Source organism: Kitasatospora sp. LaBMicrA B282, from assembly GCF_050325825.1.
GTDB lineage: Bacteria > Actinomycetota > Actinomycetes > Streptomycetales > Streptomycetaceae > Kitasatospora.
Window position 1 is genome coordinate 1 of sequence record NZ_JBNQTI010000206.1, and the last position, 12588, is coordinate 12588.

Sequence of the window (12588 nt, forward strand, 5' to 3'; positions counted from 1 at the left end):
GGGGGGGGGGGGGGGGGGTTGGGTTCCGCCCCGCACCTCAGCCGGGCTACACATTCCGGCCAATTCCCTTGGAGCGTCCACCTCCTGACGCGCCACCCGGCAGGATGGCCTGCGGCCCGAGCCACTGCCCGGCCGGGCCCCGGCCGGAGGGAAGGCAGACCAACCATGCGCAAGAGCGAACGGCGAACCGCCGCGGTCGCAGCCGTCTGCGCGGCACTGATCGGTGCCGCCGGACTCCTCGCACCGTCCGCCCAGGCCCAGGGCTCGACGCAGGTCCGTATGCAGGCCGCGGCCCTGCCTCCGGGCAGCGAGCTGCAGTCCACCACCGTCACCCGCCCCGACGGCACCCAGGCGCAGCTGGCGGTCTTCTCGACCGGCCCCACCGCCGAAACCCTCTGGTACCAGTCGCAGCCGACGCCCGGTGGCGCGTTCGGCGACTGGAGCCAGGTCGGCACCGTGCAGCTCAACTTCCAGAACACCGTGCTCGCCGCCGCCGCGGACGCCGACGGCAGCCTGGAGGTCTTCACCATCCCGTACGAGTCGGGCAGCCTGGTCCGGCTCTCGCAGAGCGGCGAGGACGGGCCGTGGTCGGCGCCGCAGCCCTTCGAGCCGGCCGGCACCGACGTGCCGCGGTTCTTCGGTCCGCCCGTGCCGTTCCAGCGGGCGGACGGCACGCTGGCCCTCTTCGAGGTCTACCAGGGTTCGGGCGTACCGGAGTTGTACGTCAACGAGCAGACCGATCCGGGCGACTGGGGTTCCTGGACCGACCTGGGCGCCGGACCGCTGCCGGCGTCCGTCGCCACCCCGACCTCGGTCACCCAGGCGGACGACGGCACGTTGACGGTGGTCTCGCACATGTGGAACGCGTCGTCGTACTACGCCGAGATCTCCGAGCTGGCCCCGGGCGGCGGGTGGGCTCCCTGGCAGACCTGCAGCACGCCCGGCTGCACCGACGGCTGACCGCTGCCGACCGACCGCCCGCGACTGCCGGCCGACGACCCACCTTCGCCGGCCGGCACCCATCCGCGACCGCGGGCCGGCCCGGTTCGGTAGGCTGTCGGCCGCCCGGGGCCCCGATGATCCAGTGGCCCGGCGACCGAGCGGAGGGACGGCAGGATGGCCGAGGCACTGATCACCGGCGTCGGCGGGCGGGAGCCCGAGGTGGACCCGAGCGCGTTCGTCGCGCCGACCGCCGTGGTGGTCGGCTCGGTCCGGCTCGGGGCGCGGGCCAGTGTGTGGTACCAGGCGGTGCTGCGCGGCGACGCCGAGGAGATCGCGATCGGTGCCGACTCGAACGTCCAGGACAACTGCACGGTCCACGCCGACCCCGGCTTCCCGTGCCGGGTCGGCGAGCGGGTGACGGTCGGTCACAACGCGGTGCTGCACGGCTGCCTGGTCGAGGACGACGTGCTGGTGGGCATGGGCGCCCGGGTGCTCAACGGGGCCCGGATCGGCGCCGGCTCGCTCGTCGCGGCCGGGGCCGTGGTGCCGCAGGGCGCCGAGATCCCGGCCGGTTCCCTGGTCGCCGGGGTGCCGGCGAAGGTCCGGCGGCCGCTCACCCCCGAGGAGCAGCTCGGCATCAAGGCCAATGCGACGGGGTACCTGCTGCTGGCCGAGGCGCACGCGGCCGTCGCCTGGGACGAGGTCTGAGCCACGGCCGACCGGGCCCAGCCGAATCGGCCGACGCAGCCGGTTCAGCTGGGCCCGGTCGGCCCGGTCAGCTGTGGCCCACGATCACCGAGATGCCCCAGGCGATCGCCCCCAGCACCACCGCGAAGCACACCCCGGCCAGAGCGATGCCGAGGGCCCCGGCCCGCGTCCGGCCGGCCACCCCCGCCCCAGCCCCCGCCTGGGTCGGCGCGGTCGGCGGGTTGAGCAGCCGCAGGCCGATCGCGAAGAGCGCCGGCAGGCCGGCCCCGGTCAGCAGACCGACCACGACGATCTTCCACAGCGCGTTCAGGTTGATCCAGGAGCTCACGAGGCGACCTCCCGCGAGTCGGGCGCCGGGACCACCGAACCGGTCCAGGCGGCGTTGACGTTCTCCGGCGTCACCGCCGGGTGGCGGGAGGCGATGAAGAAGGCGACCGAGGCGAGCACCAGCACGACGAAGATCACCACGACGCCGCCGGTGCCCCCGATCCCGTGCGCGGCCCAGTAGGCGAGTGCGCCGACCACCCCCGAGGCCGGCAGGGTGAGCAGCCAGGCCGCCACCATCCGGCGGGCGATGTGCCAGCGCACCACGGCCCCCTTCTTGCCCACCCCGGCGCCCAGGATCGAGCCGGTCGCCACGTGGGTGGTGGAGAGCGTGTAGCCGAAGTCGGTGGAGCAGAGGATCACCGCGGCCGAGGCGGACTCGCTGGCCAGGCCCTGCGCCGGTTCGATCTCCACCAGCCCCTTGCCCAGCGCCCGGATGACCCGCCAGCCCCCGATGTAGGTGCCCAGCGCGATGGCCACGGCACAGGAGGCGATCACCCAGTCCGGCGACTTCGCCCCGGTGTGCAGGGTCCCGTTGGCGATCAGCGCCAGGGTGATGACGCCCATCGTCTTCTGCGCGTCGTTGGTGCCGTGGGCGAGCGAGACCATGGAGGCGGAGCCGATCTGGCCGAGCCGGAAGCCGTGCTTGCGCGGGCGGTCCGGCACGTCGCGGGTCAGCGCGTAGACCAGGTAGGTGCCGAGTGCGGCCACCACGCCGGCGATCAGCGGCGACAGCGCGGCGGGCACGATCACCTTGGCGACCACGCCCTGCCACTTGACCGCCGAACCGCCGGCCGCCGCCATCGTCGCCCCGATCACCCCGCCGATCAGCGCGTGCGAGGAGCTGGAGGGGATCCCGAGGTACCAGGTGGCCAGGTTCCACAGGATGCTGCCGGTCAACCCGGCGAACACCACGGTCAGGGTGACGTGGTGACTGTTGACCAGACCGCTGGCGATGGTCGCCGCGACCGCGGTCGACAGGAACGCGCCGATCAGGTTCAGCACCGCCGACACGGCGACCGCGACCCGCGGGGGCAGGGCTCCGGTGACGATCGAGGTCGCCATCGCGTTGCCGGTGTCATGGAATCCGTTGGTGAAGTCGAAACCCAGCGCGGTGGCGACCACCAGTGCCAGGACCGCGTCATTGCCGGTCATGCGCCCGAACCTAACCGCTGCCCCGCGCCGCGCCGGGTCGGTGCCGCCCCGCCGCGCCGGTCGCCGGCGGGCCGCCACCCGATCGGGCCAGCGGCCCCGGCCGACGGCACCCGCCGGGGCGCCCCCGCAGCCGCGGGGCCGCGGGGCGGCGCGTCATGCCCGAGGCCCCTGGTGACCGCGGGTTAGACTCGCCGCGACCGCGCGGGAGTGGCCGCGGTCACGGGGGCCGGAGAGCCGGCGCGGGGGTCCGCAGAGTTCCGGAGGCCGCGACGGCACGTCCCAACGGCGAACGCGTCATGCGGGTGCTGACCTTCTGGCTGCGCCCGGCCTTCCTGCTGCGCGCCGTGAACCGGTTCCAGAAGCTGGTCGGGTTCGACCGTTCGATGGCCCTGTCGTCCAACGCCCTCACGGCGCTGGTGCCGCTCGCCCTGCTGCTCGCCTCGGTCATGCAGCGGATCGGGCCGGGCAGCCTGGCGGACCGGATCGTCGGGCACTACCGGCTGACCGGTGGCGGGGCCGAGGCGGTCACCTTCCTCTTCACCCACCCGATCGGCACGGACAACGGCACCAGCATCGTGAGCGTGGTCTTCCTCCTGCTCTCGGTGCTGAGCTTCTCCCGGGCCGCCCAGCGGCTGTTCGAGCGGACCTGGGAGCTCACCGCGCTCAGTGTCCGCAACACCAAGAACGGGCTGTGGTGGATCCTGACGCTGGCCCTCTTCCTCTTCGTCGTCGGCTGGCTGCACGCACTGCTGGACAGCGGACGGCTGGAGCTGGCCGCGACAGTCTGCCAGGCGCCGGTGACCGGGCTCTTCCTGCTGTGGAGCGGCCGCATCCTGTCCGCCTGGCGGGTCGGCTGGCGGGAGCTGACCCCGTTCGCGGTGATCGGCGGCGCGGCCACCGGGGTGTACGGGGTGGGCATGGCCTTCTACCTGCCGCACCTGTTCAGTTCCTACGCCACCCGGTACGGCCCGATCGGTGCGGTCTTCGCCATGATCACCGCGTTGTTCGGCGCGATGCTGGTCCTGGTGGCCTCGAGTGCGCTCGGCCGGGAGGTGCGAGTGGAGCTGGACCGGATCAACCAGGGCCACCGGCCACCGGAGGACGAGGTCCGGCGCGAGTGGGCCGAGTTCGTCGGACGGCTGCGCGAGGGCTTCCAGACGGTCCGCCGGAACCGCTCCTCCGGCGGGGCCAAGGTGCCGTGAGCTCAGCACCGACAGTGCGTCAGGATCCTTGTAGGATCGGCCGGTCTGCGATCAGCGCACGTGATGGGGGACGGGCTCCGTGGAAGGCACGATCACGCTCTGGGTGTTCGGCTTGCTCTGCTTCATCGTGGCCTTCGCGAAGGAGACGGCGAGCGGAGCCGGCATCACCATCCCCGGCCCGACCACCCGCGGCGCCCGGCTCGGCGTGGCCGGGGTCGGGCTGCTCGCCCTTGCACTGGGGGCGGTGGTGATGCCGGCGAGCACCAAGCCGGTCGTCGCGACCGCCACACCGACACCCGCGGGCGTACCGCCGACGGCGAACGGCACGCCGGTGTCCGGGCCGACGGCCGCCGCGCCCGCCGGCTCGGTGGCGGCGCCCCCGCCGGCGACACCGTCCCCGGCCGCACCGTCCCCGTCGGCGAGCGGGGCGGCCGTCGTCTGGAGCGGCCGGATCGGCATCCCGCTGGACGGCGAGCTCGACTTCGACCGGACACCGCCGGGGCCCAGGTCCGATTCCGCGGACGCGGGCGTCAGCTCGACCGAGTTCACCGACACGACCGCCATGCTGAGCGACACGATCTCGGTGGCCCACGACCACTTCGACGTCTGGACCGGCCCCGCGACGCCCACCGCTGCCGCGTGCTCCGACTGGGCCACGACCCACCCGAACACCGAGGCCATCGTCTCCGTCGGCACGCTGGTCTGCCTGAAGTCGCCCGGCGGGCGCACGGTGCTGATCAAAGTCGACGCCATCACCCCTGCGAACTACACGGTCGATGCGACGGTCACCGTGTGGTCCGGCTGAGTCGGGCCGACCGGCCTCAGGCGGTGCCGCGCGGGTTGAGCAGGGCGAAGCGCCAGCCGCCGTCGGGGCCGCGGCGGGCGATGTTGGCCGTGCTGCCGGTCGGGGCGATCCGTTCGCCGTCGGGACCGTCGATCTCCATGGTCCAGTCGGTGACCAGCAGGGCGGTGTCGGCGCCGAACAACGTGAGCCGCGGGACGTTGGTCAGCCGTCCGCGGGCGGCGACCGTGCCGCCGATCTCCGCACGCAGCGCGTCGGCACCCACCAGGTGCTCGCCGGTCACCGTGCGCATGCCCGCCTCCGGGGCGAACAGGGCCAGCACGGCGTCGACGTCGCCGGCGTTCAGGGCGTCCTGGAAGAGGATCGGGAGCTTCGCGGGGTCGGTGACGACCTGGGGCAGGGACATGGGAACGGTCCTTCCGTCACGAGGACTTGGCTTGGGACTCCACGATCCCCCGCGGCCGCCGGGCGGACGAGGTAGGGTCGGGACGCGTGATGGTCGAAACTGGACAGCACGGCGTCATCGACATCGCCTACGACAACCCCGACCGGCAGCACACCGGCCTCGAGGTGCTGAGCTTCGACGCGCTTAAGCTGCGGTTGAAGGCCTCGGTGGCCCATCGGCCGAGCCGTCTCGACTTCCATCAGCTCCTGCTGGTGCGGGGCGGCGAAGGCACCGCGATGGTCGATTTCGTCAGCCACCCCTGCACCCGCGGCACGCTGCTGCACCTGCGCCCGGGCCAGGTGCAGCGCCTGCCCGCCGACGCGAGTGGCCGCCCCGCGGACCTGGACGCCGTCCTGCTGCTGTTCACCGCCGACTTCCCGCCACCGCTGCCCGCCGCACGCGAGGTACTGGACGGGTTCGGGCCGGTCGCCCGACGGCTGCCGCCGCACGAACTCGACGCCTTCGAACGCGCCGTGACGGAACTGGCCGCGGAGTACCGGAGCCTGCGGGACGAGCAGCCCCCGGGCCCGACCCTGCCCGCCGGCACGAACGGCGGGCTGACCGCCGCGCTGCTGCGCCAGCTCCTCGGTGCGCTGCTCATCCGCCTGGCCCGCCTGCCGGGCCCGGCCGGACCGACACGCCCCGCGCCCGCCGCGCCCGCCACCCCCGGCGCCGAGGTCCACCTGGCCTTCCGGCGCGAGCTGGAACGCTGCCACGCCACCACCCGCTCCGTCGAGGAGTACGCCGCCCGGCTCGGGTACTCCCCGCGCACCCTGACCCGCGCCTGCCTCGCCGCCACCGGCCGCAGCGCCAAGCAGCTCGTCGACGCCCGGGTGGCGCTGCAGGCCCAGCGCCTGCTCGCCCACACCGACCTGCCGGTGGCCGCGATCGGCCGGGCGCTCGGGTTCACCGAACCCACCAACTTCGGCAAGTTCTTCGCCCGCACCACCGGCCGGACTGCGGGCGACTTCCGCCGCACGCAGCGCTGACCCGCACTGACCTGTACTGCCCCGCACTGACCTGTCCTGCACTGACCCGCGACGGCCCGCGACCGCGGGCGACAGACGGCGAAAACCGGTTTCCCGGGCCGAAGGACCGTGCCAGGCTTCGGCCGTGGCTGAGACGACTCCCTATGACGGCGACCGCGCCCGGTTCTCCCGCGAGGCGCTCGCCCGGCTGGTGCTCTGCGATCACGCCGTGGACGTGGCCGACAGCGCGGGCGGGCTGGTGGCCACCGGGAACGATGCGGACACCGGCCCCGGTGGCCGGGTCAGCCAGGCGCTCCAGCTGGTCGAACTGGCGGAGCGCGCGCTGATCTCGGCCGTGGTCTACGAGCGCGAGCGCGGGAGTTCCTGGGCGGAGATCGCCGGGTACCTGGGCATCGAGCCCGCGGCGGCCGAGGCGCGTTTCGCCGCGGACCTGGCCCACTGGCACGCGGCCTTCGAGGCCCCGTACCGCCTCGACGAGACGGGCCGCAAGCGCCTGCCACAGCTGCCTACCGCGGCCTACGACCCCGCCTGGGCCTGCCGGCACCTCGACCAGTGGGCCGGCCTTCGGCTCAGCACCGCCGGCGACCGGCACGCCGTGAGCTCCGGCCTGGTCATGGCCGACCTCGAGGCGGAACCCCCGGCGCCGACGGCGTAGTGCTCGGTCAGCCGGCGGCCGCAGTGATCGAGGCGACGAGGTCGTCGTTGCTCAGGGCGTTGCCGCCGATCCCCCAGGCGCCGTCGCGGGCGTTGAGGATGTTGATCCAGGTGTCGTCACTGTCGTGCCAGTCGACGCTCAGGCGCGCCACGACGTCCGTGGCGGCGTGGATGAACGCGGCGCGGGACTCGGGGGTGGGCAGGCCGATGTCGGGCAGCTTCAACTCCACCATGACGACCGGGCGGTTGACCCCGCCGGCGTAGACGTGGGCCGGGTCCAGGAGGTGCAGGGTGCCGCCGACCATCGCGGTGAAGGCGGGGTTCCCGGCCAGGCCGTTCGCCTCGACCAGGGCGGTGGTCAACTGCGGCAGGATCTCGCGCTCGCCGTCCGGGGTGAGGACGCCGCGGGGCGCGGTGACGGTGATGGGCATGGGCCCTCCTCGGGATCGCGGCTAGTACGCACGTACTAGCTAGTCCAGCTTGGGCTAGGATGGGCGTACTAGTCAAGTACCGACGACCGGAGGCGACCTTGGCCGGCGAGACCCGCGAGCGCATGATCGAGGCGACCGTCGCGGCGCTCCAGCAGCGCGGCGTGGCGGGCATGTCCTTCACCGACGTGCTGGCCAGCAGCGGCGCCGCCCGCGGTGCGATCTACCACCACTTCCCCGGCGGGAAGGCGCAGTTGGTCGCCGAGGCCGCCGAGCGCAACGGCTGCGAGGTCCGCGCCCGCCTGGCCGCACTGCCCGCCGAGCACCCCGCGACGGTCGTCGGCGCCTTCCTGGAGCTGGTCCGGCCGGTGGTCGAGGCCTCCGCGGCGGGTGGCGGGTGCGCGGTCGCGGCGGTCACCGTCGGCGCGGGCACGGCAGCCGACGACGCGACGCTGCGCCAGGTCGCGGCAAGCGCCTTCACGGGCTGGGTGGACCAGCTCGCCGAGCGGCTGACCGCCGCCGGGCTCGCCCCCGCAGCCGCCGCCGACCTCGCCGCGACCCTGATCACGCTGCTCCAGGGCGCGCACGTGCTCTGCCGCGCCGCCGGTGACGTCGAGCCCTTCGAGCGGGTGGTGCGCACCGCCAACGCGCTTGTCGGACACCGGTATCCGGACTGATCGCGGCCGACCACGACCCCTTTGCACCAGCTGCGCCACAAATCCCTTCGCGTTACTTGCACGGAACTCCAACATCATTACGCTCTGGGGATGTTGGTGACGAGGCCGAGGCAGCCGGCGGGGCGCGGCGGGAACTCACCAGGGGAGGACGGCAGTGGTGCGATTCCTACGACGACGGAGCGGCGGAGGCAGTGGCGGCGGAGGCAGTGGCGGCGGAGGCCGGAGCAGGTCCGGCGGCGGGCACCGGCCCGGTGGCGCGCGAGCGGCGCAGCTGCTGCCGGCGGTCGCGGCCCTGGCCCTGTTACTCGCCCTGGTGGCCACCGGCCCCACCGGCGGCCCGGCGGACCGGGCGCACGCCGCCCCGACGGTCACCCTCGGCACCACACCGACCCGCGCGCTGAACTCCTCGGCTCCCAGCTGTGATCCACTGGCCAGTGCGCCGCCGCTGACCCCGTTGCCGGCGCCCGACGCCATGCCGACGAACTCGACCATGCAGCGGATCGTCCAGCGCGGCAAGCTCATCGCCGCGGTGGACCAGAACTCCTACCTGTGGGGCTACCGCGACTCGGCGACCGGGAACCTCGAAGGCTTCGACGTCGACCTGGTGCACCAGCTCTCCCAGGCCCTGTTCGGCCGTCCGGACCAGGTCGTCTTCCGCACGGTCGACCTCGACCAGCGGTTCAAGGCACTGGCCGACGGCACGGTCGACATCGTGGCCGACTCGATCACCATCACCTGCGACCGCAAGCAGCAGGTCGCCCTCAGCACGGACTACTTCGACGACGGCCAGCGGGTGCTGGTGCGGCGCGGATCCGGCTTCAACGGTCTAGCGGACCTCGGCGGACGGACGGTCTGCACGGTCGAGAACACCACCGCCGTCCCCACCCTGCAGCAGGCCCGTCCTGCGGTGAAGATCACCCTGGTCCCCGATGTGACCAGCTGTCTGGTCCTGCTCCAGCTGGGCAAGGCCGACGCGATCGTGACCAACGAGCACCTGCTGCAGGGTCTGGCGGCGCAGGACCCCGACACCACGATCGTCGGGCCGGTCCTCACCTCCGAACCGCACGGGCTGGCGATCGCCAAGTCCGACGACGACTTCGTCAGCTTCACCAACGCCGTACTGGAGCAGATGCGCACCGACGGCGCCTGGCAGCAGCTGTACACCAAGTGGATGGGCCGCTTCGGCCCGGCGCCGCAGCCGCCGACGCCGCACTACCTGCCGGGCGCCTGAACCACGGCCTTCGGCCGCCATCGACGAATTTCCGACTTTCCTGCTCGATGACCGAATTGCCGACCGGAAGACCGGGTTTTCTGCCGTCAGGCGCCATTTATAGATCGCGTATAGGCCACCGCGGGCGGGGCTGGGCTAGCGTCAGCGCCAACGAAATCCGCACCGGACGGAAAGTCAATTCGGCAATGTGGCAGGCGGGGTGGACACCTGGACAGTCCCGTCACCGCCTCGTCGAAATGTCCCACAGATTCGGCGCGACCGATCCCACCGGGCCCGACAAGGCGCCGGCGAGAAACCCGCGAGGAAATCCTACGTGCGTATACATTCCGTCAAGTCGAAGAACCCGGCCCGTTCGGTGCGGTCCAGCGTCATCGCGCTGATCTGCGCCACCGCGGTGCTCGGCAGCGCCGCCACGGCGGCACCGGCCGCGTTCGCCGACGACAGCGGCTCCCAGGCCCAGCAGGCCGCCGCCACCGTCGAGAAGGTCACCGGCACCGCCGACCTGGCCCCCAGCACCGTGCTGCCGGGCGGCGCGCTGCAGGCGGTCACCAACGGCGACAACGGGACGGCCACCGTCACCGCCCCGGCTGCCGGCGGCGCCCTGGGCGTCAGCGCGAGCGGCACCACGATCGGCATCGGCCTGCCCAACACCAACCAGGCCAAGGGCGTCCCGACCGACAACGGCACCATCGTCTACCCGGGCGCCGCCCGCAGCGCGGACCTGGCCGTCCAGCCGACCACCGACGGCGGCGTCCGCTCGCTGATCACCATCCACGACGCCGACGCGGCCCACGAGTACCGCTTCGACCTCGGCCTGCCGGACGGTGCGAGCACCCAGCAGCTCGACGACGGCAGCGTCCTGGTGCTGGACCAGGACGGCCAGGCGCTCGGCATGTTCGACGCCCCCTGGGCCAAGGACGCGAACGGCGCCCCGGTGGCGACCTCCTACCGGGTCGAGGGCGGCGCCCTGATCCAGACCATCGCCTTCGACCAGAACACCGCGTTCCCGGTCGTCGCCGACCCGTGGTGGAACACCGCCTGGAAGTACACCAAGTGCGTGGCCGCGGTCGCCGCGGCGTTCATTCCCGCGTCCAAGGCCTACAAGGCGATCAAGGGCCTGGGCGGCGTCGCGGATGCCGCCCGACTGCTCGTCAAGGCGGGCAGCGCGGCGGAGTTCAAGCAGGCGGCCGGCAATGCGGCGCTGAACATCCTCGGGATCTCGGCGATCCAGTCGAACTGCTTCTGACCTTCCGCCGGGTTCAGACCGTAACCGAGCAGCCGGCACGGACGATGCCGAGGAGGATGCGTCCGCCCACCCCTGGGGCGGAGGCATCCTCCCGGGCCCGGCTCTCCCCCGTTCTCCCCCGTTCTCTCCCGTTCTCCCCGAAAGGAGTGGCGCCATGTTCCGATCCACCAAGACCCCCGTCGAGCCCGTCCTCGTCATCCGCGAGTCCCCCGAACTGGCAGTGGCCCTGCGACAGGCCCTGGAGGGCGCCGGGGACGGGGAACGCGCCGGCCTGGCCCGGGCCCTGACCCTCGTCGAGGACGCCGCCGCGCGACCCGACCGGGAGGTCCGGCGCCGCTGGGTGCACCGGATCCTGGCGGCGGGCGGCCACGCGGTCCACGACGACGTCGCGGCCGTCAAGGCACTGCGCCAGGCGGCCCCGAGCCTGACCCTCACGGCCGCCTACCAGCTGGTCCGGGAGGCCACCGAGGAGTAGCAGATGAGTAACGACCGTTCGTGAGTGGGCGTCAGGTACGCGGCAAGGCCGCGGACTCGGCGCCCACGCGTCGTTCGGGGGCCTGCGCCGCTCCTCTGGACGACATATGCCGTCCACCGGTATATGTAGACCCATGGAGGATCGTTCGAAGGACCGTTCGTTACAGGAGCCCACGCTGCTCCTGCTCACCGCGCTGGCCGATGCCCCTCGGCACGGCTACGCGCTGCTCCAGGAGGTCGACGCGATCTCCGGCGGCCGGGTGAAGCTGCGCACCGGCACCCTCTACGGCGCGCTGGACCGCCTGCTCGGGCAGGGACTGGTCCGGGTGGTGAGCGAGGAGGTGGTCGACGGTCGGGCCCGGCGGGTCTACGCGCTCACCGACGGCGGGCGCGCGGTGCTGACCGCCGAGGCCGAACGGCTGCGCGCGGTCGCGGCCGAGGCCGAACGCCGGCTGGCCGCGGCCGCCCGCTCCCCCAAGCTGCGCTCCGGGTTCGCGTCATGAGCGGGCGTGGTCTGGCGTTGGCGCTGCGGCTCCACCCGGGCGGCTACCGGCGCGAGCGCGGCGCGGAGTTGGCGGCGGTGTTCGCGGAGAGCACCGCAGGGGCGAGCCGCCGGGCCGTCGCGCTGGAACTGCTCGACCTGGCCGCGCACGGGCTGCGCCTGCGACTCGGGCTCGGGTCAGCAGGGGCACTGGCCCGGTCGGCGGCCCTGGCCGCGCCGTTCGCCGCCACCGCGGCGGCGGCCACCACGCTGATGTGGCAGGTGACGCGTCTCTGGCTGCCCCTGCAGCACGCCGGGGTGCTGGGCCCCATGCTGCGGGCGTTGGTCACCAGTACCCGTCCCGACTTCTGGCTCGACCAGGTCGGCGTGCTGCTCACCCTCGGGTCGGCCCTCGCGGCCGGCCTCGGCCGCTGGACCACGGCCCGCCTTGCCGGCCTGGTCAGCCTGCCGGTGCTGCTGACCCGGGTCGCGCTGTACCTGCCGGAGAGCACGTCCTGGGCCGAGGGTGACTGGCCACGGCTGATCGCCCTGGTCCTGATCTGGTACGGACCGCAGGTCCTCTGGCTGCTGGTACTGCTGGCGGCGCCGCGCGACCTGCTCGGGCCGCCCACCCGTCGGCGCACCGGCACGGCCCTGGCGGGTGCACTGTTCGGCGGGTTCGTGCTCAACTCCGCGCTCGGGCTCGGGCCGGTGCGGGCGTTGAACAGCGGCCTGGCCAGCGAGCTGCCGGCAGCGGTGCTCGGCGCGGCGGAGCTCGCGCTGCTCGCGGCGGCCGTGCCCGCCCTGCGGCGCGGGCGGCCCGGGCCGGC

The 12588-nt window shown here is 73.4% G+C and carries 16 protein-coding genes; 12 read left to right on the forward strand and 4 right to left on the reverse strand.

Annotated features, from left to right (window positions below):
* Window positions 1-165 precede the first annotated feature (165 nt).
* Together ACQRUO_RS34860 and ACQRUO_RS34865 are read left to right on the forward strand one after the other, a co-directional pair.
* Entirely contained in the window at window positions 166-960 is a 795-nt protein-coding gene (locus ACQRUO_RS34860) for a hypothetical protein (protein ID WP_428320169.1), read from the forward strand.
* Between the two features lie 156 nt (window positions 961-1116).
* On the forward strand, window positions 1117-1650 hold the full coding sequence (locus tag ACQRUO_RS34865) for a gamma carbonic anhydrase family protein (protein WP_428320170.1): 534 nt from the start codon (window positions 1117-1119) through the stop codon (window positions 1648-1650).
* 67 nt (window positions 1651-1717) lie between these two features.
* On the opposite strand, the gene ACQRUO_RS34870 is transcribed toward ACQRUO_RS34865, so the two are convergent.
* Together ACQRUO_RS34870 and ACQRUO_RS34875 are read right to left on the reverse strand one after the other, a co-directional pair.
* On the reverse strand, window positions 1718-1978 hold the full coding sequence (locus tag ACQRUO_RS34870) for a hypothetical protein (protein WP_428320171.1): 261 nt from the start codon (window positions 1976-1978) through the stop codon (window positions 1718-1720).
* On the reverse strand, window positions 1975-3129 hold the full coding sequence (locus ACQRUO_RS34875) for an anion permease (protein WP_428320172.1): 1155 nt from the start codon (window positions 3127-3129) through the stop codon (window positions 1975-1977). The genes ACQRUO_RS34870 and ACQRUO_RS34875 overlap by 4 nt, the downstream gene beginning before the upstream one ends.
* Before the next feature lie 296 nt (window positions 3130-3425).
* Here ACQRUO_RS34875 and ACQRUO_RS34880 point away from each other — a divergent pair, with 296 nt between their 5' ends.
* Both ACQRUO_RS34880 and ACQRUO_RS34885 read left to right on the forward strand, forming a co-directional pair.
* A complete protein-coding gene (locus tag ACQRUO_RS34880) occupies window positions 3426-4331 on the forward strand; it encodes a hypothetical protein (RefSeq protein WP_428320173.1) in 906 nt (301 codons plus the stop codon).
* Window positions 4332-4410: 79 nt separating this feature from the next.
* On the forward strand, window positions 4411-5136 hold the full coding sequence (locus tag ACQRUO_RS34885; RefSeq protein WP_428320174.1) for a hypothetical protein: 726 nt from the start codon (window positions 4411-4413) through the stop codon (window positions 5134-5136).
* Between the two features lie 16 nt (window positions 5137-5152).
* Here ACQRUO_RS34885 and ACQRUO_RS34890 read toward each other — a convergent pair whose 3' ends face one another.
* Entirely contained in the window at window positions 5153-5539 is a 387-nt protein-coding gene (locus tag ACQRUO_RS34890) for a YybH family protein (RefSeq protein WP_428320175.1), read from the reverse strand.
* A gap of 89 nt (window positions 5540-5628) precedes the next feature.
* On the opposite strand from ACQRUO_RS34890, the gene ACQRUO_RS34895 reads away from it, so the two are divergent.
* Both ACQRUO_RS34895 and ACQRUO_RS34900 read left to right on the forward strand, forming a co-directional pair.
* Window positions 5629-6567, forward strand: coding sequence for a helix-turn-helix transcriptional regulator (locus tag ACQRUO_RS34895; RefSeq protein ID WP_428320176.1), 939 nt, complete (start codon window positions 5629-5631; stop codon window positions 6565-6567).
* Between the two features lie 124 nt (window positions 6568-6691).
* Window positions 6692-7222, forward strand: coding sequence for a hypothetical protein (locus ACQRUO_RS34900; protein ID WP_428320177.1), 531 nt, complete (start codon window positions 6692-6694; stop codon window positions 7220-7222).
* A gap of 7 nt (window positions 7223-7229) precedes the next feature.
* Here ACQRUO_RS34900 and ACQRUO_RS34905 read toward each other — a convergent pair whose 3' ends face one another.
* Window positions 7230-7652, reverse strand: a complete 423-nt coding sequence (locus ACQRUO_RS34905; RefSeq protein WP_428320178.1) for a tautomerase family protein — start codon at window positions 7650-7652, stop codon at window positions 7230-7232.
* A 98-nt stretch (window positions 7653-7750) separates the two neighbouring features.
* On the opposite strand from ACQRUO_RS34905, the gene ACQRUO_RS34910 reads away from it, so the two are divergent.
* The 6 genes from ACQRUO_RS34910 to ACQRUO_RS34935 all read left to right on the forward strand — a co-directional run.
* Window positions 7751-8326: a TetR/AcrR family transcriptional regulator gene (locus ACQRUO_RS34910; RefSeq protein WP_428320179.1), complete on the forward strand. Its 576-nt coding sequence runs from the start codon at window positions 7751-7753 to the stop codon at window positions 8324-8326.
* Between the two features lie 313 nt (window positions 8327-8639).
* Window positions 8640-9557 (forward strand): glutamate ABC transporter substrate-binding protein, encoded by a 918-nt coding sequence (locus ACQRUO_RS34915; protein WP_428320180.1) that lies wholly within the window; start codon window positions 8640-8642, stop codon window positions 9555-9557.
* A 313-nt stretch (window positions 9558-9870) separates the two neighbouring features.
* Entirely contained in the window at window positions 9871-10803 is a 933-nt protein-coding gene (locus ACQRUO_RS34920; RefSeq protein ID WP_428320181.1) for a hypothetical protein, read from the forward strand.
* Between the two features lie 154 nt (window positions 10804-10957).
* The gene (locus ACQRUO_RS34925; RefSeq protein WP_428320182.1) at window positions 10958-11278 is read left to right on the forward strand and encodes a hypothetical protein; all 321 of its coding nucleotides are present in this window, start codon (window positions 10958-10960) and stop codon (window positions 11276-11278) included.
* A gap of 133 nt (window positions 11279-11411) precedes the next feature.
* Window positions 11412-11780 (forward strand): PadR family transcriptional regulator, encoded by a 369-nt coding sequence (locus ACQRUO_RS34930; RefSeq protein ID WP_428320183.1) that lies wholly within the window; start codon window positions 11412-11414, stop codon window positions 11778-11780.
* The coding region (locus ACQRUO_RS34935; RefSeq protein WP_428320184.1) for a hypothetical protein at window positions 11777-12588 on the forward strand (812 nt) is incomplete at its 3' end. The genes ACQRUO_RS34930 and ACQRUO_RS34935, both read left to right, overlap by 4 nt.

Coding starts and splice junctions, on each gene's coding strand:
- ACQRUO_RS34860 (WP_428320169.1), top strand. CDS start 166: ATGCGCAAGAGCGAACGGCGAACCGCCGCGGTCGCAGCCGTCTGCGCG.
- ACQRUO_RS34865 (WP_428320170.1), top strand. CDS start 1,117: ATGGCCGAGGCACTGATCACCGGCGTCGGCGGGCGGGAGCCCGAGGTG.
- ACQRUO_RS34875 (WP_428320172.1), bottom strand. CDS start 3,129: ATGACCGGCAATGACGCGGTCCTGGCACTGGTGGTCGCCACCGCGCTG.
- ACQRUO_RS34880 (WP_428320173.1), top strand. CDS start 3,426: ATGCGGGTGCTGACCTTCTGGCTGCGCCCGGCCTTCCTGCTGCGCGCC.
- ACQRUO_RS34890 (WP_428320175.1), bottom strand. CDS start 5,539: ATGTCCCTGCCCCAGGTCGTCACCGACCCCGCGAAGCTCCCGATCCTC.
- ACQRUO_RS34895 (WP_428320176.1), top strand. CDS start 5,629: ATGGTCGAAACTGGACAGCACGGCGTCATCGACATCGCCTACGACAAC.
- ACQRUO_RS34905 (WP_428320178.1), bottom strand. CDS start 7,652: ATGCCCATCACCGTCACCGCGCCCCGCGGCGTCCTCACCCCGGACGGC.
- ACQRUO_RS34925 (WP_428320182.1), top strand. CDS start 10,958: ATGTTCCGATCCACCAAGACCCCCGTCGAGCCCGTCCTCGTCATCCGC.
- ACQRUO_RS34930 (WP_428320183.1), top strand. CDS start 11,412: ATGGAGGATCGTTCGAAGGACCGTTCGTTACAGGAGCCCACGCTGCTC.